Consider the following 25656-nt stretch of genomic DNA (forward strand, 5'->3'; position numbering starts at 1 on the left):
CATGCCCAAGAAGTACGACCAGGAGTTCAAGGACCGTGCGGTGCGCATGGTGGTGGATCACCGTGATGACTACGGCTCGTTGACGAAGGCGACGATCGCGGTGGGCTCTCAGCTCAACATCCCGCGCGAGACGCTGCGCCGCTGGGTCTCCCAGGCCCGCGTCGACGCCGGGGACAGGCCCGGCGTGAGCACGCAGGAGAACGAGGAGATCAGGGCGCTCAAGCGGGAGAACAAGCGCCTGCGCGATGCCAACGAGATCCTGCGGTCAGCAGCGGTTTTCTTCGCCGGGGAGCTCGACCCCCGCAACCGCTGATCTGCGAGTTCATCGACTCCCAGCGAGCGGCCGGCTTCGCGGTCGGGACTGCTGATCTGCCGGGCGTGTCGGAACTTCTGTGTAAGTCCTTCTGCTCCCTGGCGTGAGCGCCCTGGCGGGCTGAGAATGGTGCTCCGGTCGCCCGTTGACGTCGTCATCCCATGGCCCCTTGAGACCGTGTGTAAGTCGGGCGCGGGGGCTGTGCTGTGGGCCCTTCACTGTCGCTTCGAGCACGAGGACTAGTTTCCTTCTCCCCTTCAGCTCCCACGGGCGACCGGTTCAGCACGGGTACTGGGAGCCTGGGGAGGTGGCGGCAATGGAGATCGCGGCCGATGAGGACGAGATCATCGAACGAGTCGCGGCGCTCGATATCGGCAAGGCCGAAGTGGTGTGCTGCGTGCGGGTACCAGCCCCGGGTCGGCGCCGCAGGCAAGAGGTGCGCCGGTACTCCACCATGACCGAGCAGCTGCTCGCGCTGGGCGACTGGCTGACTGAGGTCGGCGTGACCCGGGTGGTGATGGAAGCGACGTCGGACTACTGGAAGGCGCCGTTCTACCTGCTCGAGCAGACCGGGATGCAGACATGGCTGGTCAACGCCCGCGATGTCAAGCACCTGCCCGGGCGACCCAAGACCGACAGGCTCGATGCGGTCTGGTTGTGCAAGGTCGCCGAACGCCAGATGCTGCGCCCCTCATTCGTCCCGCCGGTGGAGATCCGTCAGCTGCGTGATCTGACCCGATACCGGGTCGACCTAATCGAGGCACGCACCGCGGAGAAGCAACGCGCCGAGAAGCTCCTCGAGGACGCCCAGATCAAGGTCTCGGTCGTCGTCTCCGACCTCTTCGGAGTCTCCGGGCGGGCGATGATGGCCGCGCTGATCGCCGGCCAGCGCGACCCCGCCGTGCTCGCCGACCTCGCCCGCGGACCGATGCGCCGCAAGACCGCTCAGCTCCAAGAGGCCCTGACCGGGCACTTCACCGACCACCACGCCTTCCTGCTGGCCAAGATGCTCCACCGGGTCCAGACCATTGACGCCGACATCGCCGAGGTCGAGAAGAAGATCGCCGAACACCTGGCCCCGTTCGTCGGCGACACCCTCCAACGGCTGGACGAGATCCCCGGGATCGGGATCGCGGCCGCCTGCGCGCTCATCGCCGAGATTGGCCTGGACATGGCCAGGTTCCCCACCCCAGGACACCTTGTCTCCTGGGCGAAGTTCGCCCCCGGAGTCAACGTCTCCGCCGGGAAGATCGTTGGCACCACCAGAACCGGGCGCGGCAACCGATACCTCGCCCGGGTCCTCGGTGAGATCGCCGTCGCGGTCGGCCGCACCAAGACCTTCCTCGGTGCCCGCTACCGCCGACTGGCACGCCGAATAGGCAAGAAGAAGGCAATCGTCGCGATCGCAAGGTCGATCCTGGTGATCATCTGGCACCTGCTCGCCGATCCAACCACCCGCTTCCGAGACCTCGGCGTCGACTATTACGACACCCACATCAACAACAACCGCCGCGTTCGCAGCCACGTCCGCGACCTTGAATCCCTCGGCTACAAAGTCACCCTCGAACCCGCCGCCTGAACCACCGGCTAGCCACCCGCGCGAAGTCACCACATTCTCGGACTAGTGCGTGACCTCGAGGCTGGGCCGTGGGAGCGGCCCGGGGAGGACACGTGATGAGCGATATGACCGAGACTGCACGGGTGGGACGTCGTGGTCGTGAGCCTGACCCTGAGCGTGGGGAGGGACTCGTCGACGCCGCGTTGGCGGAGGAGCTGGTGGCCCGGGCCCGTGAGCAGGGGGTGGAGCTCCTCGGGGAGAACGGGCTGCTGCGGCAGATGACCAAGGCGGTGCTGGAGCGGGGCTTGGCCGAGGAGCTGACCGAGCACCTGGGCTACGAGCCGCACGAGCGGGCCGGGGCGGGCAACGCCCGCAACGGCACGACGCCGAAGCGGCTGCACTCCGAGGCCGGCACGATCGACCTGGACGTCCCGCGCGACCGGGTGGGGTCCTTCGAGCCGCGGCTGGTGCGGAAGGGGCAGCGGCGCCTGGACGGCATCGACAAGATCGTGATCGGCCTCTACGCGCGCGGGATGACCGTGCGGGACATCCGGGCCCACCTGGTCGAGATCTACGACGTGGAGGTCTCCGCGGACCTGATCTCCACGATCACCGACGCGGTCCTGGAGGAGGTCCGCGACTGGCAGGCCCGCCCGCTCGACCGCGTCTACCCGGTGATCTTCCTCGACGCGCTTATCTGCAAGGTCCGCAGCGAGGGCACCGTGCGCAACAAGGCCGCGCACCTGGCCGTCGGCGTCGATGTCGACGGCCGCAAGGAGGTCCTGGGCATCTGGGTCGAGCACACCGAGGGCGCGAAGTTCTGGCTGCGGGTGATGAACGACCTCAAGGCCCGCGGCGTCGAGGACGTCCTGATCGTCGTGTGCGACGGGCTCACCGGCCTGCCCGCCGCGGTCACGGCCGTGTGGCCGGACGCGATCGTGCAGACCTGCGTGGTCCACCTCGTGCGGGCCTCGATGCGCTGGGTGAACTACAAGGACCGCAAGAAGGTCGCCGCCCAGCTCCGCTCGATCTACGCCGCCCCCACCGAGGCCGCCGCCCGGGACGCCCTGGACGCCTGGACCGAGTCCGACATCGGCCGGCAGTACCCGGCGATCAAACGCCAGTGGGAGGCCGCCTGGGAACAGGTCATCCCGTTCTTCGCCTTCCCCCCGGAGGTCCGCAAGGTCATCTACACCACCAACATGATCGAGTCGATCAACTACCAGCTCCGCAAGATCACCAAGACGCGCGGACACTTCCCGACCGACGAGGCCCTGATCAAGCTGCTCTACCTCGGCTGCAAAGACCTCGGCGTCGAACACACCCGCAACACCGCCGGCCGCAGCCTGGCCACCGGCTCCTGGCGAGCCGCCCTGAACCAGTTCGACCTGATGTTCCCCGGCCGCCTGGACCGGGTCTGACACCATGAACACACGTCACGCACTAGTCCGAGAATGTGGTGACTTCGCGCGGGTGGCTAGCCGGTGGTTCAGGCGGCGGGTTCGAGGGTGACTTTGTAGCCGAGGGATTCAAGGTCGCGGACGTGGCTGCGAACGCGGCGGTTGTTGTTGATGTGGGTGTCGTAATAGTCGACGCCGAGGTCTCGGAAGCGGGTGGTTGGATCGGCGAGCAGGTGCCAGATGATCACCAGGATCGACCTTGCGATCGCGACGATTGCCTTCTTCTTGCCTATTCGGCGTGCCAGTCGGCGGTAGCGGGCACCGAGGAAGGTCTTGGTGCGGCCGACCGCGACGGCGATCTCACCGAGGACCCGGGCGAGGTATCGGTTGCCGCGCCCGGTTCTGGTGGTGCCAACGATCTTCCCGGCGGAGACGTTGACTCCGGGGGCGAACTTCGCCCAGGAGACAAGGTGTCCTGGGGTGGGGAACCTGGCCATGTCCAGGCCAATCTCGGCGATGAGCGCGCAGGCGGCCGCGATCCCGATCCCGGGGATCTCGTCCAGCCGTTGGAGGGTGTCGCCGACGAACGGGGCCAGGTGTTCGGCGATCTTCTTCTCGACCTCGGCGATGTCGGCGTCAATGGTCTGGACCCGGTGGAGCATCTTGGCCAGCAGGAAGGCGTGGTGGTCGGTGAAGTGCCCGGTCAGGGCCTCTTGGAGCTGAGCGGTCTTGCGGCGCATCGGTCCGCGGGCGAGGTCGGCGAGCACGGCGGGGTCGCGCTGGCCGGCGATCAGCGCGGCCATCATCGCCCGCCCGGAGACTCCGAAGAGGTCGGAGACGACGACCGAGACCTTGATCTGGGCGTCCTCGAGGAGCTTCTCGGCGCGTTGCTTCTCCGCGGTGCGTGCCTCGATTAGGTCGACCCGGTATCGGGTCAGATCACGCAGCTGACGGATCTCCACCGGCGGGACGAATGAGGGGCGCAGCATCTGGCGTTCGGCGACCTTGCACAACCAGACCGCATCGAGCCTGTCGGTCTTGGGTCGCCCGGGCAGGTGCTTGACATCGCGGGCGTTGACCAGCCATGTCTGCATCCCGGTCTGCTCGAGCAGGTAGAACGGCGCCTTCCAGTAGTCCGACGTCGCTTCCATCACCACCCGGGTCACGCCGACCTCAGTCAGCCAGTCGCCCAGCGCGAGCAGCTGCTCGGTCATGGTGGAGTACCGGCGCACCTCTTGCCTGCGGCGCCGACCCGGGGCTGGTACCCGCACGCAGCACACCACTTCGGCCTTGCCGATATCGAGCGCCGCGACTCGTTCGATGATCTCGTCCTCATCGGCCGCGATCTCCATTGCCGCCACCTCCCCAGGCTCCCAGTACCCGTGCTGAACCGGTCGCCCGTGGGAGCTGAAGGGGAGAAGGAAACTAGTCCTCGTGCTCGAAGCGACAGTGAAGGGCCCACAGCACAGCCCCCGCGCCCGACTTACACACGGTCTCAAGGGGCCATGGGATGACGACGTCAACGGGCGACCGGAGCACCATTCTCAGCCCGCCAGGGCGCTCACGCCAGGGAGCAGAAGGACTTACACAGATCAACGGACAGGCCCGATCTGCCAGGTCCTGCGCGAGCAGGGCTGCCAGGTCACCGCAAGGACCTACAGGTCATGGAAACGTCCCAACCGGGCGGTCGCGGCCCGTACCGTCACCGACGCCGTCGTGGTCGACGCGCTGCGCGCCACCGCGGGCCGGCCTGAGTCGCTGTACGGCCGGCGGAAGATGACCGCCTACCTGCGCCGGCAGGGCGTGCCGGTGGCCCACTGCACGATCGACCGGCTCATGCGCCAGGAGGGCATGAACGGTGTTGTACGGACCGGCAGGCACCGCACCACGATCCCGGGGACCGGGCCGGACACCCGGCCGGACCTAGTCGACCGAGACTTCACCGCGACCGCCCCGAACCAGCTCTGGGTCGCGGACATCACCAAGCTGCACGGCCCAGCGAAGTGGACCTATTACTACCTGTACTCGATCATCGACATCTTCTCCCGGTACACCGTGGGCTGGATGGTCGCCACGAGAGAGTCCGCACCGCTGGCCGAGCGGCTGCTGATGGAGACCATCAACAAGCAGGGCGTCGACCGCGGCCGGCTCAGCATCCACGCCGACAACGGCTCCTCGATGGCCTCCAAACCGGTCGCGTTCCTCCTGGCCGACCTGGGCGTGACGAAAGTCGCACAGCCGCCCGCACGTCTCCAACGACAACCCCTACTCCGAGGCCCAGTTCAAGACCCTGAAGTACCGCCCGGAGTTTCCCCGCCAGTTCGGCTCGATCGAGGACGCCCGCGCGTTCTTCGCCGAGTTCTACAACTGGTACAACACCGAGCACCGCCACTCCGGGATCGGCATGCATCGGCCCATCGACGTCCACCACGGCCGGGCCGCCACCGTCCAGGACCACCGCACCCAGGTCCTGACCGGCGCCTACGCCGCCCATCCCGAACGCTTCGTCCGCCACCCGCCCGCCCCACTGGCCCTGCCCGAGACAGCATGGATCAACCGGCCCGCGCCGACAGAGACGGCAAACTCAACGAATTAAGACCGCTACTGGCTCAAACAGGTTGACAGGTTCCGCAACCCCTCGCCGCTTGACGAAGGAGATAGGGGCACCCCCCGCGCGAGAGAGAGGGCGCAGCGGAACCCCACACACCCGAGAGTGGGGCCAAATCAAGACAGCACAGCGGGGCCAGATGGGGTTGTCATTCCCACTCGGTCGCACCCTCAAGAAGCGGGCCGCCGACGTCCTGGCCTAATTCGACCGCCCCGGCACGTCCAACGGACCCACGGAGGCGATCAACGGCCGGCTCGAGCACCTGCGCGGCTCCGCGCTGGGATTCCGCAACCTCACCAACTACATCGCCCGCTCACTGCTTGAGGCCGGCGGATTCAGACCCCGCCTACACCCTCATCTGTGAAGAGCCTTCAAAGACCCCGTAAGCCCGTGCCGTCGCGCACGGAAACTGCTATGCGGTCGCCCTGCTCATGCAGTGGAGTGATGTGGCCGAACCAGCCGGCCTCGGATATCGGAAGAACCTTCGAGACGCCCGTGTAGGTGGCCATCACCTCGATGGCGCCCTTTGGGGCTCGCCCAACCGCCCACGCCCAGTGTGGAGACCCGGGCTCCGGCCACCACGCGGCGCCCTCCGCAAAGTAGTTGTCTCGGTCGACCCGGACCACGGAAAGCAGTTCATGTGGCGTCGGACGACCGCCACGAGGGGTGATCATCGCGACTAAAGCCCAACTCGATGCGGCACCTTCGAGCGGCACGAGCCCCAGGTAGGCGTCGTCCCGGCGCACTTCTAGGAGTTCCGATGGTGTACGCCGCCCGGCGAACGACTCGACCGCCAGGTCCAGGGCGTTCTGGACCTGGCGGTCGTTCCATCGTTGTCTCATGGGAGAGATCATCTCGCCGAAGGTTCAGGCCGTAAAGACCTGACCGGGCCCGTACCAGTCGTTCGAGCCCCAGTTGCCATGGAAGGCCTCGCGATGAATACGTCCTCGGTATTGCCAAGTCCCAGGCTTCAGTGTCGCCCCATCGGACAGAATGAGAGTGCGTGCAGTCGAGGACGTAGACGTGACATTCCCGTAATTGCGCCACGCCCCGTTCTCGTAGATCTGAACGGTGATGTACGTGTTTGCCACGTCGACTGAGCCTGTGCATTCGACGGCGCCGCTGACGCTGACGGCATTGCCACTTCTAGTCGGCGGGTTGACGTCTCCAGTGCATGTGACGTTGTGCATGATCGTGACGTCACCGGATGCGGCAGCGGGGCTGGTAGCAACCAGGGCGTTCGCAGGCGCCAGAGTGAGCAGGGGTATGAGTATGGCGAGGCCGAGGGCCGACAGGATTCGCCTCATTGCTTTCCTTCCATCGAAGTGGTCCGCCGAGCAGGCAGGTGCGCTAATCGCACAACTCGACATTGGCAGGAATACTCGGCGAGCGTGACAATCTCGTATGGACACAAGTGGACATGGCACTTTCCGGCCACAAACTCTCATGTGAGCGTCAGGCACGTCGAGGTCTTCCGGATGGGCGGCGTGAGAAGACTCCATGATCGGAAGACCTCGGCCCTCTACCCGGCCGCCGTCACGCTGCCCCCGACACTCACGCTGCCCGCGACGCCGGATACACCTTCAACTGCGAAGAGCCACAAATTGACCAAATGACTTCATATCTCGGCCTCGACGTCCTCGCTGAGTCACGCCTCAGCCACCAGCCCCCAACCCGAAGGAGGTCACCACCAAACCCCTCGCCGCCCTCCGCGCCGAACGCCCGGGAAAAGGGAACCGCCGAGCCCGTACACCACTTCAGTGGCCTTGACCCGCACGGTTTCACCGAACGTTCGTTGAACTTGAACCAAACGAAGATCGTGACCTGCCTTGCCGGCAGGTCATTCGCAGAGCCTGAGCCGAATTTTGGGCAGGCCGGACCGACGGGCTAGAGTCGGTCCTATGGCCGTGCTCCTTCTGTGTTGTTGAGCGATCCCGCTCCGACCTGCACGACCCCGCGATGCGCCGAACGCGCCGCATAGCCCCCTCGAGGCTCATACCCGAGAAGAGCGCCGTTGACCGTTTCAGTCGCCGGCGGATTCCACCCAGAACGGGCCGACCGGTCCGCCCCACAGAGGAGAAGGACGTATGAACCGAGCAACTTTCTTGATCGGCCTGGCGACGGCGCTGACAGCGGGTCTCGCCGCCTGCTCAGGGGGATCGCCCTCGGGGGATTCTGCGACGACGACGACGGCGGCGGGGGAGGACGCTCTCGCTCAGATCCAGGAGTCCGGGGTGCTGAGGGTGGGCACCGAGGGGACCTACTCGCCCTTCACGTTCCACGACCCACAGACGAACGAACTGACGGGCTACGACGTCGAGGTGGTCACTGCCGTCGCGGAGCAGCTCGGCGTGGAGGCGGAGTTCAGCGAGACGCAGTTCGACGCGATCTTCGCGGGGCTGGAGGCGGGCCGCTACGACGTCATCGCAAACCAGGTGACCATCAACGAGGAGCGTCAGGCGAAGTACGACCTCTCCGATCCTTACACGGTGTCCACTGGTGTCGTCGTCACCCGGGCCGACGACACCGAGATCACCTCAATCGAGGACGTCGAGGGTCGCACGGCGGCGCAGTCCGCGACGTCGAACTGGCACACGCTCGCCACGGAGGCGGGTGCGCAGGTTGAGACGGTCGAGGGGCTGAGCCAGTCGCTGGCGTTGGTGGAGCAGGGCAGGATCGACCTGACCTTCAACGACAACCTGGCCGTGCTCGACTACCTGAGGACCACCGGCGACACCGATGTCAAGATCGCGTTCGAGGTCGACGAGGGTGGCGAGCAGGCACTCGCCATGCGTAAGGACTCCGGCCTCCTCGACGCCGTGAATGGGGCCCTGGAGGAGCTGCGCGCGAACGGGACCCTGACCGAGATCTCCGAGAAGTGGTTCGGGCAGGACGTCTCCCAGTGACCGCGCGGGCCGGCGCACGGTGAACGAGCGGATCCAGCTCGTCCTCGACTCGGTGGTCCCGCTGCTGACCGGCGCCGTCGCGGGCACGATCCCCCTGACGCTGATCTCCTTCACCGTCGGGCTGGTTATCGCGCTCGTCGTCGCTCTGATGCGGCTCTCGCGTCGGCGGCTGGTCTCTGGGGCGGCCCGGGCGTACGTGTCGGTGGTGCGCGGGACTCCGCTGCTCGTGCAGCTGTTCATCATCTTCTACGCGATGCCGTCGTTCGGTGTGGTCCTGGACCCGTTCCCGTCGGCGGTCATCGCCTTCTCCATCAACGTCGGCGGATACGCCTCCGAGGCCATCCGGGCGGCGATCCTCGCCGTGCCGCGTGGGCAGTGGGAGGCCGCGCAGACGGTCGGGATGGGCTACCGGATGACGATGCGGCGGGTCGTGCTGCCGCAGGCTCTGCGGGTGGCCGTGCCGTCGCTGTCGAACACCTTCATCTCGCTGGTCAAGGACACGTCGCTGGCCTCGACCATCCTGGTGACCGAGATGATGCGCAAGGCCCAGGAGATCGCTGCGCCGTCGTTCGCGTTCCTGGAGCTCTACACGCTCGCGGCGGCGATCTACTGGGCGATCTGCTTCGTGCTCTCGGCCGGGCAGTCCCGTCTGGAGCGGCGCCTCTCGCGGTACGTGACAGTATGAGTGGCCCGGAGCCCGCGAACGAGCCGACGGCGGCGCCCGGCCGGCCGGAGCTGGAGGGACGGATGAGCCTGCTCGAGCTGCGGGGACTGCACAAGGCATTCGGTTCCCACGAAGTGCTGCGCGGCATCGACCTCGACGTCGCACCCGGCAGCGTCACCGTCCTGATCGGTCCCTCCGGCTCCGGCAAGACGACGATGCTGCGCTGCCTCAACGCGCTGGAGGTACCGGAGCGAGGCACGGTGCGCATCGGTGACGTGACGGTGGACTTCGCCACCCGGCCGGGGCCGGCGGCGCTGCGCCGGCTGCGGGCCCGGTCCGGCATGGTGTTCCAGGCACACAATCTCTTCCCGCACCGCACGGCGCTGGAGAACGTCGTCGAGGGCCCGGTCTACGTCCAGGGGCGTCCGCGTGACGAGGCGGTGGCGGCGGCTCACGCGCTCCTGGCCAAGGTGGGGCTCGCGGATAAGGCCGACGCGTACCCCTACCAGCTCTCCGGCGGGCAACAGCAGCGCGTCGGCATCGCCCGCGCACTGGCGATCCGGCCGGCGCTGATGCTTTTCGACGAGCCCACGTCGGCGCTCGACCCGGAGATCGTGGGCGACGTCCTGCGGGTCATGCGTGACCTGGCGGGCGAGGGCTGGACGATGGTTGTCGTCACGCACGAGATCCGGTTCGCCCAGCAGGTGGCCGACCACGTCGTCTTCCTCGACGGCGGCGTGATCGTGGAGGAGGGGCCACCCCGCGAGGTCTTGACGGCGCCGGCGCACGAGCGCACCCGGCAGTTCCTGCGCCGAATCCTCGACCCGATCTGAGTGGCGTGCGGCGCGCACGAGTTCTGACTCCTGCGTGGCTGCTAGATAGGTCGCCTCACAGGCGTGAGGTGACCTCCTGGAGGAGATCTGTCGGCTCGAGCCACATGGAGGGGTACTCGCCCTGCCAGAGCTGGACGCCGTCGGCGTCGATGAGGACGAAACCGTGGCCCGGAAGTCCGGCGTGCATGCCGGTGCCGAGCGTCCCGTATGCATCGGAGACTCTGCCGTCGTCGATTAGGTAGGGGGTGGTGGCGCCGTAGCGCTGCATGTCGGGGAGGATCTGCTCGGCGGTGTTCATGACGATCGGCAGGACGGTGATTCCTGCCTCGGCGAAGCCGGTCTGCTTCTCGATCTCGGCCATCTGGACGGTGCAGGCGGCGCAGCCGGCTCCTTCGTTGAAGTAGAGCAGGACGGGGCTGCCGCGCAGCTCCGAGAGGGTGACGGATGCTCCATCGGTCGTGGGAAGGGTGAAGTCCGGGGCCAGCCGGGTGTCGGTGGAGGCGCCGGGTCGGGAGGTGATGAGCCCGAAGGTCACAGCGGCGACGATGACGAGCAGGCCGACGAGCCAGGCGATGCGCTGGCGACGGAGGCGTGCTTCCTGCAAGGCGCGGGGGCTCCTGGGTGCTGCGTTTCGGCTCTTGGTGGGAGCGGCGCTGGTCCGGGCGGTCATCGGGTCAGTCCTTCGTGAGTGGTGGTGTCGTGGTCGTGCGTCGAGGCACCCTCGGCCGTGTCGGTGGTGCCGATCGTGGTGTCGCTGCGCGTTGCCGAGCCGTCGGCTGCGCGCCTGCCCCGGTCGCGCAGCGTCGAGAGGACGAAGACGGCAGCCAGCGCGAGCAGCGCCAGCCCGAGCAGCGGTTCGGGCACGGGGCTGAGCCATGTCTGTATGCGTCCGAAGATCTCTGCGAGGCCTTCGCCCGTGGCGGCCTGGGCTGCGGTGCCGCCGGTCATGTCGGGGCTGCCGGCGAGCGCGATGACGAAGATGCCCATGATCGTGAAGGCGATCGCGACGGCGAGGTTCAGCGTGTTGGTCACGACGGTCCGTGCGCCGAGGCGGATCTTGACGAGCCGGGCGCGGAACAGCTTCCGCTCGCCCAGGCGTGCCCTGTCCCAGAGCAGTGCCATGACGAAGAGCGGGAAGACCATGCCGAAGACGTAGGCCAGGCCCAGGACCACACCGCCGGCGGGGGAGCCGGACAGGGCCGACAGGGTCATGACGCCGGCGAGGACCGGGGCGCAGCAGGACGACGCGATGCCGGAGAAGACGCCGAGGGCGAAGAAGCTCGCGGTGTCACCGCGTGAGGTGTCCGGGGCCCTCAGGAAGCTGGGCAGGGACCACATCCGGCCGGAGACGGCGAGGGCCGCCAGGGCGATCATGAGGAGGCCGCCGGCCCAGTACAGGGGCTGGTGGTACTGGGCGATCGCCCCTGCCACGAGGCTCATGCCCAGGGTGATGGGCACAAGAACCAGGGCGAGCCCCGCGGCGAAGACGAACGTGAGCGGCAGCAGGCGCCAGCGCCGGTTCTTCACCGCCCCGGCGAGGTAACTGGGAGCGAGAAAGACGATGCAGCACGGAGCGAACAGGGCAACCCCGCCGGCGAAGAACGCGGCCAGCACGCTACCCGTGGCTAGGAGCTCGCTGCCCACGGCTACCGCCCCGCCGGTCGGGCCGACACGACCGGAACGGCCCGCGCAAGCAGCTTCTCCAGCTTGCGGCGGGGGAGTCGCCCGGAGCTGAAGAACGACCCGTCGACCAGGACCAGCGGGTTCATCGCCGGCCGGTGCGCGGCGACGAGGCGCTGGCCCTCGGCGGAGTCGATGTCGACGGTGTCGACGTCCAGGGGGAAACGCTCGGCAAGCGTGTCCAGCGCTCGCTCGGCGTCCTCGCAGAAGTGGCACGCCGGTGCGTGCACCACGGTCACCCGCACGACGGCGGTCGGCATCGCGTCATCATCGGCGCTCGGCGGGGTCTGTTGAGTTTCGGGCACCAGGACAGCGTGTCCGAGTCGACCCCGCGCCGTGACGAGCGTGCGGTCAAGAATCGATGAAGTTCCTGGACCGGGGCGCCGGCGCGACGGCGCCGGCCTGCGCGCCGCGCGAACCGCCGTTGGTTGTGGAGCTCTGCGGAGTCACCCCATGCGCCCGGGTGTGGGCATCGCCCGTCAGAGAGGGGTGCCGTTGCCGCCGGTGCAGGAGGCGCCCGGCTCGGGGGTTTGCTCGCCCTGCAGGTACTTGGTGAGGAAGGTAGGGATCCGCTCGTCGCCGGCGTCGTCGAGCTCGAGCTGGACCCCCCAGGCGGTGAGGACGACGGGGGCCGCGAGGTCGGGGTAGGGGCTCAGCAGTGCGTAGGCCTCGCCCTCGACGAGTTCCCGCAGCGTGGCGAGCTCGTCCGCCGGTAGGTCGGGCTGGTACGTGACCCACACGGCGCCGTGCTCGAGGGAGTGCACAGCGTTAGCGGTGGGGACCGGATCGTCGTAGGTGCCGCAGTTCTGCCACACGGGGTCGTGGTCGCCGCCGAGCGGGGGCCGCGCTGAGGGGGCGATCGCGGCCTCGACGTGGTTGGCGGAGAGGTCCGTGGTCTCCTCGACGTCGGGGATGGGTTGCTCGGCAGCGGCCTCCACGGCCGCCTGCTCGGTGCGCGCGCCGAGGATCACCGCGGTGGTCGTCCCGACGAGGGCCAGGATCACGACGGCGACCGCCGCGACGATGACGAGCTGCCGACGGCGTTCCCTGCGGACCTGTTCGGCCCGCAGGGCTGCCACCTTCGCCAAGCGGTCGGCCCGCTGCTTGGGGTTGCTCACACTTCTCCATGAGTTTCAGGTGTCCACCGAGGAGTATCCGCGACCGGAGTCGTCGGTCGAGTGGTCAGGTGACGCGGATGAACGTCGGGTTCGAGTTGTAGATCGGCCCCTCGGTCAGCGGAGTGCCGGGCTGGCGGGCGGCGATGTTGTTGCCGTTGCCGGTGTACACGCCCACATGGCCGGGCCAGGTGACGAGGTCCCCGGGACGGGCGTCTGCTGCGGAGACCCGAGTACCGACAGTGGCCTGCGCCGAGGACGTCCGGGGCAGGGAGACGCCGAAACGGGCGTACACGTACTGGGTGAAACCCGAGCAGTCGAAGCCTGCGGGGGTGGTGCCGCCCCAGACGTACGGCACCCCGAGGAAGGTCCGGGCATAGTCCACGATCGCCTGCCCGGACACGGTCGCGGTCAGGGCCGGTGCGGCGGCGACCGGCGTGTCAGGTGCCGGCGGAGCCGGTGCGGCCTCGGGTCGCGCCGCGCTCCGCGAGGCTGCCGGGACGGTGCGGTCGACGGCAGACTCCGGCTCCGGCTCAGCCGGCGCCGGCGCCGGCGCCGGCGCCGTCACGGGTTCGGGCCGGGGTGTCGCCTGCACCGTGGCAATTGCGTCGAGGTTCCAGCTGACGTCGGCCGGGACCTTGACCGTGGGGGTGGTGATGATCGCCGTCAGGGCCTCACGCGTGGCCGCTCCGGCGTCGACGTTGGGAAGCGCTCCGCCGGAGGGGACCGCGGTGGCCGACGTCGCGGCCATGGTGATCACCAGACCGGAGGAGGCGATAACGGCGAGTGACCGATGCGCGGGGAGCCCGGCGAGGGCCAGTGTCAGAGGCGTGGAGGGATGACGGGGGGCGCGGTGGCGCCCACGGGACCCAGGTCGGGACATGTCGCTCCTTGCGCCTGCGGGGTGAGCTGTCGGGTTCGGGCGGGAGTGCACCCGGTCAGGCCTGCGTGAGAAGGCCTGGCTTCACCCCTAGGGCACGGTTGGCCGTGCCCGTACACACTGGTTCCCCCGTCCCCGCCGAGGTCTGCCAGACGCGGACGGCAGCGGGGCTCGACGCCCGTCCGGGCTCCCAGGCAGCGTGCCGGGGAACGCTGCCACGCTATGGGGGCGGTCGCGGCGCTGTCACGTTCCGGTAACAGGGTTGATCGAACCTTCATGGAAACTGTCGTGAATACCCGTGCCGATTGGGTCGGGATGTCGGTGCTCCGCGAACCAGTCCGTCGGGCAGAACTCGTGGTCGGACCCCTACCGGGCCGGGCGGACATCCACCACCCCCATCATCCCGGCGTCCTCGTGGTCGAGGATGTGGCAGTGATACACGGACCGGCCCGCGAAGTCGTCGAAGGCGATCCGCACCACCCGGCTGCCCCCGGCCGGGACCTCGACGACGTCGCGCCACATCGGGTCCGCGACCGCCTCGCCGTCCGACTCCACCACCTGCATCGGCCAGACGTGGAGGTGGAATGGGTGGTCCATGGGGGTGGGGTTGTCCAGCGTCCACTCCTCCACCGTGCCGGCGACGATCTCCTGGTCGGTGCGGGCTGGGTCGAAGGACCGGTCGTCGAAGCCGAACGACATGCCGCCGCCCATGCCCATGCCCATGGTGAACGTGATGAGCCGACGCCGAGCGGGTTCCACCGTCCGGAGATCGGCCGGAGCGGTCGCGGCCGGCAACGGCGGCGGCTCGACCGTCGCGCCGCTCACCTCCAGTATGGCCAGGTCGGCCGAATCAGGGCCCGGGGCGCCCCCCATCCCCATCCCCATTCCCATCCCCATGCCGCCGCGGTCATAAGGGAGAGCCCGCCACGGTGCCCGTCCGGCACGGGGGGTGACGAGGAGGTCGGCCCGGTTGCCGGGAGCGAGGAGCACCCCCTCGGCCGCACGCAGAGAGGCGGAGCGTCCGAGGTCGACACCGAGCAGGTCGACGGGCTGGTCCGCCAGGTCCAGCAGAAGATGCCGAGAGGTGCAGGCGTTGATCACCCGCCATCGCTGCCGTTCGCCGGGTGCGGCGGTGACCCGGGGCCGGACCTGGCCGTTGACGAGGACGATGCTGCCCTCGCGGCCCATCATCTGGTCCTGCATCGTGGGTCGGGAGACGCTGCCGTCCGCCTCGAGGGAGAGGTCGGAGACGATGAGGATCCGCTCCCGGCTCATCGGGAGGTCGTCCTCCACGACGATCGCGCCGTACAGCCCGCCGAAGATCTGGTCGGCGACGTGGCCGTGGCGGTGCGGGTGGTACCAGAACGTCCCGGTGGGATGGTCGGCACGCAGCACGAACTCGTAGTCGAAGGCCTCGCCCGGCTCGATGCTCAGGAACGGGTTGTCACCGTTGCCCTCGGGGGAGACGTGCAGACCGTGCACATGGAGGTTCGTGGGCGCGTCGAGCTGGTTCACCAGCCGTACCTGGAGCGTGTCCCCGGGGCGCAGACGCAAGGTAGGCCCTGGCACGGTGCCGTTGTACGTGAGCAGCCGCGCCCGGCGGCCCCCCACGTCGACCTCTGCCTCCGCCATCGTCAGCTCGACCCGGAGGCGGCCGCCCGTACTGGAGAGCTCCTCGGGTTCCACGAGGTCGGCGCCGCCGGCCAGACGCGGGGTCGAGTCGTCTCCGGGGCCTGTTCCGGAGCCCCCCGGCGCGCCGGCGCGTGCGAGCCCCAGGGCACCGGCGACCACACCGCCGGTGCCGAGTGCACCCAGCAGCAGGGCCTGTCGCCTGCTGATCGGTTCCATCATCACCTGCCCCGGAGCCGTCGGAGGCGGTCCTCGTACTCCTCTGCGCCGATCTCGCCACGTGAGTACCGTTCGGCGAGGATCTGCTCCGCATGGGGGGTGCCCGGCCCCGGGTCGAGTGCCCGGCCGCCCTGCCCTCTGAGGTCGGGTGTGCGGTCTGACCGCCCGCTCCGAAGGAGGGCGACGACGAGGACAACAGCGCCGGCGACGAGCAGCACCACGACGAGCCCCCCCACGCCCGCGCCCATCCCGTACCCGTCCCACATCATCGAACCACCCTTCCTCGCTCCGCTCGTATCCCCGGCGAGATACCCATCGGGGTATAGCCAGTTTAGGTGTACGACGTCCGGTCGTCCCCTCGTGAGCGACCGGTTCAGGGATTCTTCATGAAGCCTTCACCGCCCCGACCTGAGGAGTGTGTGGATGGGCCTTCGGGCATGACGGCTCCAAGGCTCCGTTCTTCGACGTGGTCGGTTCGGGAGTCCGGGTGGTGGCGGATGCCCGTGCGCGGCAGATCCGGACGAGAGCCGCCCATGAAGATCCGGTGAAGACGGCGAGCAGCGGCCTGCTGCTGCCGTCGGCGCCGCTGAGCGGACCGCACAATGGGTCCATGCAAGCGCTGAACCCGGACAGACCGAACCTGCCACGAGTGATGATCGTCGATGACGAGGCGCCACTCGCACAGCTGGTGGCGGGCTACTTCGAGCGGGAGGGCTTCGAGGTCGCCGTCGCAGGCGACGGGGAGACGGCGATCGCGCAGATGCGGCAGTGGGACCCGGGGATCCTGGTGCTGGACCTCGGCCTGCCGGGGGTGGACGGGGTCGAGGTCTGCCGAGCCGTCCGGACGTTCTCGGACTGCTACATCATTATGCTGACCGCCCGGGTGGAGGAGGTCGACAAGCTCATCGGGCTGTCCGTCGGGGCGGATGACTACATGACCAAGCCGTTCAGCCCACGTGAGCTGATGGCTCGGGTTCGAGCCATGCTGCGCCGGCCCCGCCGCCATGTCCAGGCGGACCAGGCGGTTGCCTCGTTCGGTCGTCTGACCCTCGATGCCGCTGCGCGGGAGGTCTCCGTCGACGGCCGACTTGTCGATCTGACACGGACGGAGTTCGACGTCCTCGCGGCACTGGCGTCACGTCCCCGGATGGTCCTGACCCGCCGGGCACTGATCGATGAGGTGTGGGGCGACGGGTGGGTCGGCGACGAGCATCTCGTGGACGTCCATGTCGGGCACCTGCGACGCAAGCTGGGGGACGACCCGACCGAGCCGGTGTTCGTCCGGACGGTGCGCGGGGTCGGGTACCGGATGGGCCCCGGAGAATGAGCCCGGTCAGGCCGGAGCGGTGGGGCCTGGCCGCCCGGCTCCTGGCGGCCACGATGGCGGTGGTCCTCGTCGCCGCCGGGACGGCGTGGGCGGTGGCGATCGCCATCGGGCCGGCGGTCTTCCACGACCACATGATCGACACGGGTCTGAGTGACCCTGCCGGGGTCGAACATGCGGAGCGAGCCTTCCGCACCGCCTCGGCCGTCTCGTTGGCCCTGGCGCTGGTGACCGCGCTGGCCGCTGCGGTGGCCGTGAGCCTGTTCCTGTCACGGCGCGTCACCCGCTCGCTCCAGCTCGCGACCACGGCATCGCAGCGGGTGGCCGCCGGCGACCACTCCGTCCGCATGCCTCATGTGGGGATGGGACGCGAGTTCGACGACATGGGCGCGGCCTTCAACACCATGGCGGCCGAGCTCAGTGCGGTGGAAGCCAGCCGCACCCGGATGCTCGGCGATCTGGCGCACGAGATGCGCACGCCGGTCGCGACGCTGGACGGCTATCTCGAGGCGATCATCGACGGTGTCGAGCGGCCGGACGAGAAGACCTTGACCATGCTGCGCACCCAGGTCGGGCGGTTGGCCCGGCTCGCCGAGGACGTCGCACTGGTGACGACCGCCGAGGAGGGCCGGCTGGGCATGCGGCGTGAGCCTGTGGAGGTGGCCGCGCTGGTCCGGTCGGCCGGAGATCTGGCCGCGGTACGTTTCGCGGCGCGTGGGGTCGACCTGGACACGACGATCGACGTCGCGGCCACGGGCGCCGTCGTCGTGGCCGATCGTGACCGCCTCGGTCAGGTGCTGACCAACCTTCTCGACAACGCGCTCAGACACACCCCGCAGGGTGGCCGCGTCCGGCTCCTCGCGCGTCAGGACGGTTCCACGGTTGTCATCGCGGTCTCCGACTCCGGGGAGGGGATCCCCGATGAGCACCTGCCGCACCTGTTCGAGCGGTTCTACCGCGTCGACACCGCGCGTGACCGGGCGCACGGCGGCTCCGGGGTGGGACTGGCGATCGTGCGGGCCATCGTCCATGCCCACGACGGCGCCGTCACCGCCGCGAGCGACGGCCCAGGGAGGGGTTCGACGTTCACCGTGACACTTCCCGTTCGGGGGAGCGTCACGGCCGGCCGGTGACCTCCGGTTCGGCGACATCCGGTCGTCCGGACACCTCTGTCAGGCGCTCGACGACCGGCCGGTCGTCGGTCTCGGCATGGCACGAACCTCCCTGGCTACCCGACCCGTGTGCGCCGTGGCTGCTGCCCCGGCCCATCATGAACAGCATGCCGATCATCATCAGCGGGCAGGCGAGGAGGGCGGCCAGCGGCAGCGCCTCGCCGAAGGATCTGCCGGCGGCGAGCAGGACGGCCAGGGCGACCAGTCCGGCGGCCAGCATGCCCAGCAGGTGGGACTTGCCCGAGTGGTTGTGGCCGGCAGGGGGCGTTGTCATCGGTGAGGCTCCTTCTCGGTGAGTGTCACGGGCATGTCGTCCGGGACGGTTTCGTCGTCCTTCAGGGCCGGGAAGATCGCCGAGATCGCCCACACGCCGAGCGCGATGTAGACGAGGCAGGCCAGGAGCAGCAGGAACAAGGCGCCCAGCTCCATCGTGATGCTCCCTCCCATCGACCGTTCTGTTGAGTCTGCGGCTCGGACCGAAGCAGCCCCGTGCAGAACCGGTGAATCTTTCCTGAACCTCAGGTCCGGACGCTGGTCGCTTGGCGACCAGCGCTCTCCCGCGACCTCGGGCTCGGATCCGACGTGACGCGTTCTGCCCGCAGGACGAGCAGGACGCCGGCGACGACACTGGCGAGGGCCCACAGCTGCGGCGGGGTCAGGCCCAGCACGGCGGCGTCGTTGAGGCGCAGGAACTCGACGAGGAACCGGGACAGGCCGCTGAGGACCAGATAGACGCCGAATACCGCCAGGGGGGACAGCCGGCCGGCCAGTCGCCACAGGGCGACGGCGATGAGTGCGGCAGCGAGGGCCTCGTACACAGGGGTGGGGTGCACCGGCACATCGGTGGCGACGACCCCGGAGGGGAACCGCATGCCCCACGGCAGGTCGGTGGGGCGCCCGTACGTGCCGTCGCCGGAGACCAGGCATCCCAGACGTCCGATGCCGTACGCCACGGTGAGCGGGACCGCCGCCGCACCGGCGACGGTGCCCACCGGCAGGTGATGGCGGCGGATCACGACGAGTGCCGCCCCGAGCCCCCCGACGAGGCCGCCGTACCAGGTGAAACCCATGCCACCGAGGTCGTGCACGGTCACGTCCGGCAGGCTCTCGAGCAGGAAGTAGATCTTCGCGCCGGCGAACCCCCACACCGTGGCCCACAGGACCAGCGCGTGGGCGGAGTCCTTCTTCAGCCCAAGCGTGTCGAACGCGCGACCGAGCAACCACGCGGCCACGAGCGCGGCCAGTGCCTTGCTCAGACCGTAGCTCTGTACGTCGATCCCGAGGATCGAGAAAAGCACCGGTCGCAAGGCATGCTCCGTTCGGCTGCGGACGCGTGCACACCCCCGGCCGGTCGGCCGGTTCGTCGCGTCGGTGCCAGTCTTCCGGGCGCGCCCGAACGGCAGGTGGGCAGTACGGTCAACATCCGGTGAAGTTCGCCCCGACCGGCCGACGGCCGCACATGCCCGGCAGGGATCGCCCTACCGCACCTGCGAGATGTCGACCGCGCCTTGGTCCTCGAGCCACGTCAGCGGCTCGGTGGTGGTGAGGTCGTCGTCGGTGTGCACCTCGAAGTGCAGGTGCGGCCCGGTCGAGCGCCCGTAGTTGCCGACCCCGGCGATGACCTCGCCCGCGCTCACCTGCTGGCCGACCGCGACGTACATGCCGTCGGGATCCTCGTGGTTGTACCAGGTGTAGACGGTGCGGTCGTCGATCTCGTGCTCGAGGATGATGAGCATGCCCGACCGGCCTGCCTTGCCCGGACCCACGTAGGTCACCATGCCGTCGGCGACGGCGTAGATGGGCGTCTTCAGAGGGGCGGCGAAGTCGACACCGGCGTGGTAGTCCCTCCCGGGCCCCACCGGATTGTTGCGCCAGCCGTAGAGGGACGTGATCCGGTAGGTGCCCTGGGCCACCGGCATGACGATCCGCTCCCGTGGGGCAACCGCGGCCAGTGCGCCGTTGGCGCCGTCGATGCCGCCGGTGGGAAGAGCGCCGCGGATCCCTGCCCGCGACGCCTGGGTGATCAGGGCTCGACCGGCTGCCGTGGGATCGGCAAGCAGACCGGTCGGGGGAACCACCGTCGCCCCGGCTGCTGCGGCGTCGAGCGTGACAAGGACGCTCGCCCGCGTCGACACCGACGTCGCGGCGGACGCTTGCGCCCCGTGCCCCGGCTCTGCCGCACCCAGGAACGGGGCACCGATGGTCAGCACACCCAGCACGCCGGCGACCATGGCACGCCCTGCGGTACTGCGGTGCCCGCCCCGTTCGGCGGATCGCCGGCGCCGGTGCGTCGAGCCGGGCCGACGCTCGCACGGTGCCGGGGTCAGGACCTCGGTGCGGTCCTGCCCGACTGCCGGGTGCTCCGTTTCCCTTCGTGCCGCGCCGGCGGTCCCGACGATCGCCTGCCAACGCCGGTCCAGCTCTTCGGGAGCCACCGGCGCCGCCCGGGCGGCCTCCTCCGGTGCTGCCGACGTCGTCAGCGCGCCCTCGGGCACGGTCCGTCCTGAGGCGGCGCGGTCGTCGGGACGGACCGGCCCGACCGCGTGCTCGGGCGGGCGGACAAGGTCGCTGGGCGATGGAGTGGACGGGTTCGCGCCGCCCGCGCGCGAGGACCGCTTCGCCAGTTGAGCCGCTGAGGAGGACGTGGCCCCGTCAGTCGCTGGTCTCGGCTCCTCGGATGCAGCCGGTGCGTCGCTCGGCGACAGGGCCGCGGCAAGGCGTCCATCCGCCAGGGTGCGCAGCTCGCGACGGGTGCTCGCACCAGCTGACGCTGCCGACGGGCGGGACGCGGGGTTCGGTCCCGTGGCTGGTTGGGGGGTGGGCGGCTCGGACCGGTCAGCCTCGGCGGAACCGGCCTGACGGAGCTGGCGCCGGGTCGGTGCGGGAGTCGGCGGTTGGTCGGCCTGGCGGAGCTGGCGCCGGGTCGGTGCGGGAGGCGGCGGTTGGTCGGCCTGGCGGAGCTGGCGCCGGGTCGGAGCGGGAGTCGGCGGTTGGTCGGCCTGGCGGAGCTGGCGCCGGGTCGGAGCGGGAGGCGGCGGTTGGTCGGCCTGGCGGAGCTGGCGCCGGGTCGGAGCGGGAGCCGGCGGCTGGGTCCACGCCACTTCGCGGCGAAGCTCGGCAGATTCCCGGGCCGGAACCGGTGAGAGGCCGCGTCCGGCCTTGTCGCGTACATCGCGCCCGGTCGACCGTGCCCGAGCCTGCGATTCGGGCACAGCAGTGGACATGCGAGCAACCTCCGGACGGCGGGGAACGTGGACCGCGCGACGCCGAGCGGACAGTCACAGAACGATAACGGCCGGTCGGTCGCCCAGCGCACGGCGCAGGCGTCCTTCGTCGAATCTTCACCAACCCCACATCACCGGGTGCGGAGTCGCCTCGGCAACGTTGGTTGCCGTCAACGCTGTCGGCCCTGGGCTCCCGGTCTCCGGGGGTGGTGCCGGCCGCACGGTCAGGAGTCGTGGTGGCCCTCGTGGTCAACGGTCTCGGTGACGGAGGGCTGGGTGGGGCTCTCGGTCCCGCTGTCACCGCTGATTCGTGGCCCGATCACCAGGGAGGAGAGCGCGAACATGCCCGTGAAGACGACGAGGGCGATCGCCGGGGCCCACCAGCTCGTGAAGCGTCGCTTGAGCTTGATGAGCATGGGGATGGAGGCGACCAGACCGAGGGCGCCGAAGATGGCGGTGCCCCCGGCGCCGGCAACGACAGCGGTGCCGACCAGGGGTCCGACGTGGTGCAGGACGTGCGGGGCCAGTCCCATGAGTCCGCCCAGGACGCCCGTCAGGGCTGTCCAGACGCTGCGACGGCGGTTCGGCGCCATACCCGCGGGTAGGGCAGCGGGGTTCACGTCTTGGTCGAGTGCCTTGGCCGGGGTGGAGGCTTGAGTGAGGTTCATGACCATCATCGTGACCCCACGTTCCTGAGAGTGAGGGGCACGGACGGTGAAGGACTGGTGAAGTGCGGACCTGGCGCGGGGCACAGTGTGCGGGCGGCGCACCGGCTTCAGCGTTTCTCCATCGATCGGTCGCGGTGATCTTCGGTGTGCCGGGGAAACATGAGCTTGTGGGACGACGCGCCGGCAGGAGCCGACGCCGGCGGAGGGAGACTCTCGTGAACCACAGCGGTGACGGCCACCTCAAGGGGATCCTCCTCATCAGTGCTGGGGCTTTCGTCCTCCTTCTCCTGCTCGGCCTCACCCTGGCGCAGGCCTTGACTGTTGCGGCGCTCCTCGCGTGCCCCCTCATGATCGTGGGGATGGCGTTCGGTGGTCAGAGCCACCGCGGGGAGGGCCACGGCGAGGCGGACGCACGGGTGCCGCTCGGGGACGAGCACTCGTACCGCTTCCACCGGTAGATCAGGCGACGCGTCCGGATTCCGGCGCCACGACACAGAGAGGGAGGCGGGGATGACGCTTCCACGTGCGCTCGCCGCTCGGATCAGTGGCGCGGCGCAGGCCCCGCCCGCGCCGTCGAGCCCCGGGCTGTGCCTCGCTCAGGGAGACCGTCGCCGTGAGGCACCGACGTCGCAGCGGGCCGAGCTGACGGTGCGCGGCTCGTACTTCCCTCAGGTCATCCCCCTGGCTGCCGGCGTGCCCACGGTGCTGGGCATTCATCGCCAGGAAGGATCCTGGTGCTCCGAGCAGCTTCACATCCCCGAGCTCGGTGTCGTGGTCGACCTGCCCTGTTTCGAGCGCACGGAGGTCGCACTGCCGGCCCTGCCTGTCGGCCGGTACGAGTTCACCTGTGGCATGGAGATGCTCCGCGGCACGCTGGCCGTGGGCGAGTCCGGGGTCTTCAGCGAACCTTGACCGTCCGGCCGAAGGACCTTCGTCCGCACGAGGGATGATTCCAAGGACGGTCGTCCTTGCTGACACCGTCAGCCCCGCACCCCCTCAGGAGAGCACGCCGTGTCCCCCATATCCCCAGAGCGCATGGATCGTCGCCGCTTCCTCCAGGTCGGTGCCGCCGGTCTGGTGGTGATCGGTGGTGGGGCGTTCGCCGGGACGCGGCTGTTCGAGCAGCCCAACCCGGGGCCGGTCGGTCCTGGGTCTGCCGTCGTCGCGCGGACCGAGAAGGCTCGGCGCAGGAGCGGCACGGTGGTGCGTCGTGAGCTACGGGCGGCCGCGACCGAGGTCGATCTCGGAGGCCGGGTGGTGCGGACGTGGGCCTATGACGGCACCGTGCCGGGGCGGGAGATCCGCGTGCGGGCCGGGGACGAGCTGCAGGTCCGGTTGACCAACGACTTGCCGGCCGAGACGACGGTGCACTGGCACGGTCTGGCGTTGCGCAACGACATGGACGGCGTGCCGGGTCTGACCCAGGACGCCGTGGCGCCGGGCGCCGGGTTCGACTACTCCTTCGTGGTCCCCGACCCGGGCACCTACTGGTTCCACCCGCACGTGGGTGTCCAGCTCGACACCGGCCTCCAGGCCCCGCTGATCGTGGAGGATCCTGCCGAGCCCGGTGACTACGACATGGAGGTCGTCCTGGTCCTGGACGACTGGACGGACGGCTGGGGCGAGTCGCCGGAGACCATCCTCGAGCGCATGGGGCGCGAGGGCATGGTCATGGGTGGCACGGCGATGGACGGCATGGACCACGGAGGGACAGCGATGGGGGAAGCCATGCCCTCCCAGGACCGGCCCCTGGGCGCCGACACCGGCGACGTCGCCTATCCCGCGCACCTCATCAACGGCCGCCTGCCCGAGGACGCCTACGTCATCCGATCCCGGCCCGGGCGCCGGCTGCGGCTGCGGCTCATCAACGCCGCGAGCGACACCGCGTACCGGTTCGCGGTCGGCGGGCACACCCTGACCGTGACCCACACCGACGGCTTCCCCGTCGAGCCGGTGGAGGTCGAGACCCTCATCATCGGGATGGGCGAGCGGTACGACGTCGTGCTCACCGCGGGTGACGGGGCCTTCCCGGTGGTCGCGGCGCCCGAGGGCAAGGATGCAACGAGCGGGTTCGCCCTGCTGCGCACCGCCTCCGCGCACGTCCCGGTCCCGGGTGCGAGCCCCGCCGAGCTGCGCGGCCGGCTGCTCGCCTACAGCGCGCTGGTCCCCACCGAGAGCGCGCAGTTGGACCCGCGGGAGCCGGACCGCGAGCTCGAGCTGACCCTGCAGATGGTCGACGGCGGCCGGAGGTGGTTCCTCAACGGCGCCGGATTCGGTGACCACGAACCGCTGGAGGTCCGAGCCGGCGAGCGGGTCCGGCTGGTCCTGCGCAACGAGTCGATGATGTTCCATCCCATGCACGTCCACGGCCACACCTTCGCCCTCGGGGCGGCGGGTCGGTCGGGGATCCGCAAGGACACGGTCAACGTGCTGCCGATGGAGTCCTTGTCGGTGGATCTGCAGGCGGACAACCCCGGTCAGTGGGCGGTGCACTGCCACAACATCTACCACGCGGAGCTGGGCATGGCCACGGTGCTGTCGTACGTCGAGTGATGAAGGACAACGGTGTGCCCGGGGCGTCCGGCCCGGCCCGTTCGCAAGATGGGCGGCGACCGTGACCGCCGTCATGGTGAACCCGGTGCCTTGATGAAGAACCGGTGAAGTTCCGGCTCCCGGGTGGCGTCAGGGTGCCGTCTCCTTGTTCACTCGGACGGACAGGCCAGACCGGCCCGGGCCGGACGCGCTCACGATCATCTCGTGAGGACGCAACCGGACACCCCAGCAGAGAAGGAATCCCGTGAGACTTCGGACCCGCCCCGCCGCAGCCGCCGGCGCCCTCGCCCTGACCCTCGTGCTCACCGCCTGCGGCGGCTCCGCGGACGAGGCCGACAGCGGGGGTGAGGCCACCACGCAGGAGACGGCGACGCAGGTCGCACCGGAGGCGACGGAGCAGAGCGAGGCGGCGCACAACGGCGCCGACACCGCCTTCGCGCAGATGATGATCATCCACCACGAGGGCGCCATCGAGATGGCCGACCTGGCTGTGGAGAAGGCGGACTCCGCGGACGTGCGCAGCCTCGCCGAGGGCATCTCCGCCGCCCAGGGACCTGAGATCGAGGAGATGACCTCCTGGCTCGAGGGCTGGGGTGAGGACGTCACGCCCATGGGCGACATGGAGGGGATGGAGGGGATGGACAGCGGTATGGACATGGACGGCATGGACCAGGAGGGCGCCATGGCCGAGCTCGACGAGCTCTCCGGCGCCGACTTCGACCGCCGCTTCCTCGAGCTGATGATCGCCCACCACGAGGGTGCCATCGAGATGGCAGAGCTGCAGACGGCCGAGGGTGAGAACCCGACGGCCCTGGAGCTCGCCGAGAAGATCGTCCAGGACCAGCAGGGCGAGATCACCGAGATGGAGCAGATGCTGCAGGACCTGTGACCACCCTCCTCACCGCGGTGC

Annotated in this window: 26 protein-coding genes, 2 pseudogenes and 1 riboswitch; of the genes and pseudogenes, 14 read left to right on the forward strand and 14 right to left on the reverse strand. The window is 69.4% G+C overall.

Translation table 11 applies throughout. The annotated features are described in order from the left end of the window. The first annotated feature begins 1 nt into the window (after position 1). From AAEM63_RS07410 to AAEM63_RS07420, 3 genes are all read left to right on the forward strand, one after another. The gene (locus AAEM63_RS07410; protein WP_341360911.1) at positions 2 to 313 is read left to right on the forward strand and encodes a transposase; all 312 of its coding nucleotides are present in this window, start codon (positions 2 to 4) and stop codon (positions 311 to 313) included. A 316-nt stretch (positions 314 to 629) separates the two neighbouring features. Next, entirely contained in the window at positions 630 to 1892 is a 1263-nt protein-coding gene (locus tag AAEM63_RS07415) for an IS110 family transposase (RefSeq protein WP_341358670.1), read from the forward strand. Positions 1893 to 1987: 95 nt separating this feature from the next. After that, positions 1988 to 3292: an IS256 family transposase gene (locus AAEM63_RS07420; protein WP_341360912.1), complete on the forward strand. Its 1305-nt coding sequence runs from the start codon at positions 1988 to 1990 to the stop codon at positions 3290 to 3292. A gap of 68 nt (positions 3293 to 3360) precedes the next feature. Here AAEM63_RS07420 and AAEM63_RS07425 read toward each other — a convergent pair whose 3' ends face one another. Then, positions 3361 to 4623: an IS110 family transposase gene (locus AAEM63_RS07425; RefSeq protein WP_341358670.1), complete on the reverse strand. Its 1263-nt coding sequence runs from the start codon at positions 4621 to 4623 to the stop codon at positions 3361 to 3363. Between the two features lie 592 nt (positions 4624 to 5215). On the opposite strand from AAEM63_RS07425, the pseudogene AAEM63_RS07430 reads away from it, so the two are divergent. Both AAEM63_RS07430 and AAEM63_RS07435 read left to right on the forward strand, forming a co-directional pair. After that, positions 5216 to 5867, forward strand: a pseudogene (locus AAEM63_RS07430) (DDE-type integrase/transposase/recombinase); the annotation flags it as partial. 169 nt (positions 5868 to 6036) lie between these two features. Continuing rightward, positions 6037 to 6243, forward strand: a pseudogene (locus AAEM63_RS07435) (transposase); the annotation flags it as partial. A gap of 7 nt (positions 6244 to 6250) precedes the next feature. Here AAEM63_RS07435 and AAEM63_RS07440 read toward each other — a convergent pair. After that, positions 6251 to 6733 carry a hypothetical protein gene (locus AAEM63_RS07440; protein WP_341360913.1) on the reverse strand — a complete coding sequence of 161 codons (483 nt, stop codon included), beginning with the start codon at positions 6731 to 6733 and terminating at the stop codon, positions 6251 to 6253. Between the two features lie 1233 nt (positions 6734 to 7966). Here AAEM63_RS07440 and AAEM63_RS07445 point away from each other — a divergent pair. The 3 genes from AAEM63_RS07445 to AAEM63_RS07455 all read left to right on the forward strand — a co-directional run bounded on the left by AAEM63_RS07445 (position 7967) and on the right by AAEM63_RS07455 (position 10282). Continuing rightward, on the forward strand, positions 7967 to 8785 hold the full coding sequence (locus AAEM63_RS07445; protein ID WP_341360914.1) for an amino acid ABC transporter substrate-binding protein: 819 nt from the start codon (positions 7967 to 7969) through the stop codon (positions 8783 to 8785). A gap of 19 nt (positions 8786 to 8804) precedes the next feature. After that, positions 8805 to 9470 carry an amino acid ABC transporter permease gene (locus AAEM63_RS07450; RefSeq protein WP_341360915.1) on the forward strand — a complete coding sequence of 222 codons (666 nt, stop codon included), beginning with the start codon at positions 8805 to 8807 and terminating at the stop codon, positions 9468 to 9470. Between the two features lie 62 nt (positions 9471 to 9532). Further along, complete coding sequence (locus AAEM63_RS07455) at positions 9533 to 10282, forward strand: amino acid ABC transporter ATP-binding protein (protein ID WP_341360916.1); 750 nt, start codon at positions 9533 to 9535, stop codon at positions 10280 to 10282. A gap of 55 nt (positions 10283 to 10337) precedes the next feature. Here the strand turns inward: AAEM63_RS07455 and AAEM63_RS07460 are convergent, their stop codons facing one another. The 7 genes from AAEM63_RS07460 to AAEM63_RS07490 all read right to left on the reverse strand — a co-directional run bounded on the left by AAEM63_RS07460 (position 10338) and on the right by AAEM63_RS07490 (position 16074). Next, entirely contained in the window at positions 10338 to 10886 is a 549-nt protein-coding gene (locus AAEM63_RS07460; protein ID WP_341360917.1) for a peroxiredoxin family protein, read from the reverse strand. 62 nt (positions 10887 to 10948) lie between these two features. Further along, complete coding sequence (locus AAEM63_RS07465; protein ID WP_341360918.1) at positions 10949 to 11926, reverse strand: cytochrome c biogenesis CcdA family protein; 978 nt, start codon at positions 11924 to 11926, stop codon at positions 10949 to 10951. Positions 11927 to 11928: 2 nt separating this feature from the next. After that, on the reverse strand, positions 11929 to 12222 hold the full coding sequence (locus AAEM63_RS07470) for a glutaredoxin family protein (RefSeq protein WP_341360919.1): 294 nt from the start codon (positions 12220 to 12222) through the stop codon (positions 11929 to 11931). 219 nt (positions 12223 to 12441) lie between these two features. Beyond that, on the reverse strand, positions 12442 to 13080 hold the full coding sequence (locus AAEM63_RS07475; protein ID WP_341360920.1) for a DUF3105 domain-containing protein: 639 nt from the start codon (positions 13078 to 13080) through the stop codon (positions 12442 to 12444). 64 nt (positions 13081 to 13144) lie between these two features. Next, the gene (locus tag AAEM63_RS07480; RefSeq protein ID WP_341360921.1) at positions 13145 to 13828 is read right to left on the reverse strand and encodes a C40 family peptidase; all 684 of its coding nucleotides are present in this window, start codon (positions 13826 to 13828) and stop codon (positions 13145 to 13147) included. Positions 13829 to 13957: 129 nt separating this feature from the next. Continuing rightward, a riboswitch (cyclic di-AMP (ydaO/yuaA leader) is annotated at positions 13958 to 14118 on the reverse strand. Positions 14119 to 14323: 205 nt separating this feature from the next. Beyond that, entirely contained in the window at positions 14324 to 15805 is a 1482-nt protein-coding gene (locus tag AAEM63_RS07485) for a multicopper oxidase family protein (RefSeq protein WP_341360922.1), read from the reverse strand. Positions 15806 to 15807: 2 nt separating this feature from the next. After that, the gene (locus AAEM63_RS07490; protein WP_341360923.1) at positions 15808 to 16074 is read right to left on the reverse strand and encodes an SHOCT domain-containing protein; all 267 of its coding nucleotides are present in this window, start codon (positions 16072 to 16074) and stop codon (positions 15808 to 15810) included. Positions 16075 to 16415: 341 nt separating this feature from the next. Here AAEM63_RS07490 and AAEM63_RS07495 point away from each other — a divergent pair, with 341 nt between their 5' ends. After that, the gene (locus AAEM63_RS07495) at positions 16416 to 17132 is read left to right on the forward strand and encodes a response regulator transcription factor (protein WP_341361333.1); all 717 of its coding nucleotides are present in this window, start codon (positions 16416 to 16418) and stop codon (positions 17130 to 17132) included. Beyond that, positions 17129 to 18262, forward strand: coding sequence for an ATP-binding protein (locus AAEM63_RS07500; protein WP_341360924.1), 1134 nt, complete (start codon positions 17129 to 17131; stop codon positions 18260 to 18262). The genes AAEM63_RS07495 and AAEM63_RS07500 overlap by 4 nt, the downstream gene beginning before the upstream one ends. On the opposite strand, the gene AAEM63_RS07505 is transcribed toward AAEM63_RS07500, so the two are convergent. The 5 genes from AAEM63_RS07505 to AAEM63_RS07525 all read right to left on the reverse strand — a co-directional run bounded on the left by AAEM63_RS07505 (position 18246) and on the right by AAEM63_RS07525 (position 22193). Further along, entirely contained in the window at positions 18246 to 18575 is a 330-nt protein-coding gene (locus AAEM63_RS07505) for a DUF2933 domain-containing protein (RefSeq protein ID WP_341360925.1), read from the reverse strand. The genes AAEM63_RS07500 and AAEM63_RS07505 overlap by 17 nt on opposite strands. Next, entirely contained in the window at positions 18572 to 18748 is a 177-nt protein-coding gene (locus tag AAEM63_RS07510; protein ID WP_341360926.1) for a hypothetical protein, read from the reverse strand. Before AAEM63_RS07510 ends, AAEM63_RS07505 begins: the two co-directional genes overlap by 4 nt. A 71-nt stretch (positions 18749 to 18819) precedes the next feature. After that, the gene (locus AAEM63_RS07515) at positions 18820 to 19599 is read right to left on the reverse strand and encodes a prolipoprotein diacylglyceryl transferase family protein (protein WP_341361334.1); all 780 of its coding nucleotides are present in this window, start codon (positions 19597 to 19599) and stop codon (positions 18820 to 18822) included. 180 nt (positions 19600 to 19779) lie between these two features. Further along, the gene (locus tag AAEM63_RS07520) at positions 19780 to 20796 is read right to left on the reverse strand and encodes a M23 family metallopeptidase (RefSeq protein ID WP_341360927.1); all 1017 of its coding nucleotides are present in this window, start codon (positions 20794 to 20796) and stop codon (positions 19780 to 19782) included. 953 nt (positions 20797 to 21749) lie between these two features. Next, the gene (locus AAEM63_RS07525; RefSeq protein ID WP_341360928.1) at positions 21750 to 22193 is read right to left on the reverse strand and encodes a hypothetical protein; all 444 of its coding nucleotides are present in this window, start codon (positions 22191 to 22193) and stop codon (positions 21750 to 21752) included. A 215-nt stretch (positions 22194 to 22408) separates the two neighbouring features. On the opposite strand from AAEM63_RS07525, the gene AAEM63_RS07530 reads away from it, so the two are divergent. The 4 genes from AAEM63_RS07530 to AAEM63_RS07545 all read left to right on the forward strand — a co-directional run bounded on the left by AAEM63_RS07530 (position 22409) and on the right by AAEM63_RS07545 (position 25635). Further along, positions 22409 to 22651 (forward strand): hypothetical protein, encoded by a 243-nt coding sequence (locus tag AAEM63_RS07530; protein ID WP_341360929.1) that lies wholly within the window; start codon positions 22409 to 22411, stop codon positions 22649 to 22651. 52 nt (positions 22652 to 22703) lie between these two features. Continuing rightward, positions 22704 to 23105, forward strand: a complete 402-nt coding sequence (locus AAEM63_RS07535; protein WP_341360930.1) for a cupredoxin domain-containing protein — start codon at positions 22704 to 22706, stop codon at positions 23103 to 23105. A gap of 123 nt (positions 23106 to 23228) precedes the next feature. Then, positions 23229 to 24746 (forward strand): multicopper oxidase family protein, encoded by a 1518-nt coding sequence (locus tag AAEM63_RS07540; protein ID WP_341360931.1) that lies wholly within the window; start codon positions 23229 to 23231, stop codon positions 24744 to 24746. A 244-nt stretch (positions 24747 to 24990) separates the two neighbouring features. Beyond that, complete coding sequence (locus AAEM63_RS07545) at positions 24991 to 25635, forward strand: DUF305 domain-containing protein (RefSeq protein ID WP_341360932.1); 645 nt, start codon at positions 24991 to 24993, stop codon at positions 25633 to 25635. The last annotated feature ends 21 nt before the right edge of the window (positions 25636 to 25656 follow it).

It is taken from the genome of Georgenia sp. M64 (assembly GCF_038049925.1).
GTDB lineage: Bacteria > Actinomycetota > Actinomycetes > Actinomycetales > Actinomycetaceae > Georgenia.

Excerpts from the sequence above, each read along its gene's own strand:
- AAEM63_RS07495 (WP_341361333.1), top strand. The coding sequence starts at position 16,416 with ATGCAAGCGCTGAACCCGGACAGACCGAACCTGCCACGAGTGATGATC.
- AAEM63_RS07440 (WP_341360913.1), bottom strand. The coding sequence starts at position 6,733 with ATGATCTCTCCCATGAGACAACGATGGAACGACCGCCAGGTCCAGAAC.
- AAEM63_RS07425 (WP_341358670.1), bottom strand. The coding sequence starts at position 4,623 with ATGGAGATCGCGGCCGATGAGGACGAGATCATCGAACGAGTCGCGGCG.
- AAEM63_RS07485 (WP_341360922.1), bottom strand. The coding sequence starts at position 15,805 with ATGGAACCGATCAGCAGGCGACAGGCCCTGCTGCTGGGTGCACTCGGC.
- AAEM63_RS07480 (WP_341360921.1), bottom strand. The coding sequence starts at position 13,828 with ATGGCCGCGACGTCGGCCACCGCGGTCCCCTCCGGCGGAGCGCTTCCC.
- AAEM63_RS07420 (WP_341360912.1), top strand. The coding sequence starts at position 1,988 with ATGAGCGATATGACCGAGACTGCACGGGTGGGACGTCGTGGTCGTGAG.
- AAEM63_RS07540 (WP_341360931.1), top strand. The coding sequence starts at position 23,229 with ATGGATCGTCGCCGCTTCCTCCAGGTCGGTGCCGCCGGTCTGGTGGTG.
- AAEM63_RS07410 (WP_341360911.1), top strand. The coding sequence starts at position 2 with ATGCCCAAGAAGTACGACCAGGAGTTCAAGGACCGTGCGGTGCGCATG.
- AAEM63_RS07490 (WP_341360923.1), bottom strand. The coding sequence starts at position 16,074 with ATGATGTGGGACGGGTACGGGATGGGCGCGGGCGTGGGGGGGCTCGTC.
- AAEM63_RS07445 (WP_341360914.1), top strand. The coding sequence starts at position 7,967 with ATGAACCGAGCAACTTTCTTGATCGGCCTGGCGACGGCGCTGACAGCG.
- AAEM63_RS07510 (WP_341360926.1), bottom strand. The coding sequence starts at position 18,748 with ATGGGAGGGAGCATCACGATGGAGCTGGGCGCCTTGTTCCTGCTGCTC.
- AAEM63_RS07415 (WP_341358670.1), top strand. The coding sequence starts at position 630 with ATGGAGATCGCGGCCGATGAGGACGAGATCATCGAACGAGTCGCGGCG.
- AAEM63_RS07470 (WP_341360919.1), bottom strand. The coding sequence starts at position 12,222 with ATGCCGACCGCCGTCGTGCGGGTGACCGTGGTGCACGCACCGGCGTGC.
- AAEM63_RS07525 (WP_341360928.1), bottom strand. The coding sequence starts at position 22,193 with ATGAACCTCACTCAAGCCTCCACCCCGGCCAAGGCACTCGACCAAGAC.
- AAEM63_RS07505 (WP_341360925.1), bottom strand. The coding sequence starts at position 18,575 with ATGACAACGCCCCCTGCCGGCCACAACCACTCGGGCAAGTCCCACCTG.
- AAEM63_RS07535 (WP_341360930.1), top strand. The coding sequence starts at position 22,704 with ATGACGCTTCCACGTGCGCTCGCCGCTCGGATCAGTGGCGCGGCGCAG.
- AAEM63_RS07455 (WP_341360916.1), top strand. The coding sequence starts at position 9,533 with ATGAGCCTGCTCGAGCTGCGGGGACTGCACAAGGCATTCGGTTCCCAC.
- AAEM63_RS07500 (WP_341360924.1), top strand. The coding sequence starts at position 17,129 with ATGAGCCCGGTCAGGCCGGAGCGGTGGGGCCTGGCCGCCCGGCTCCTG.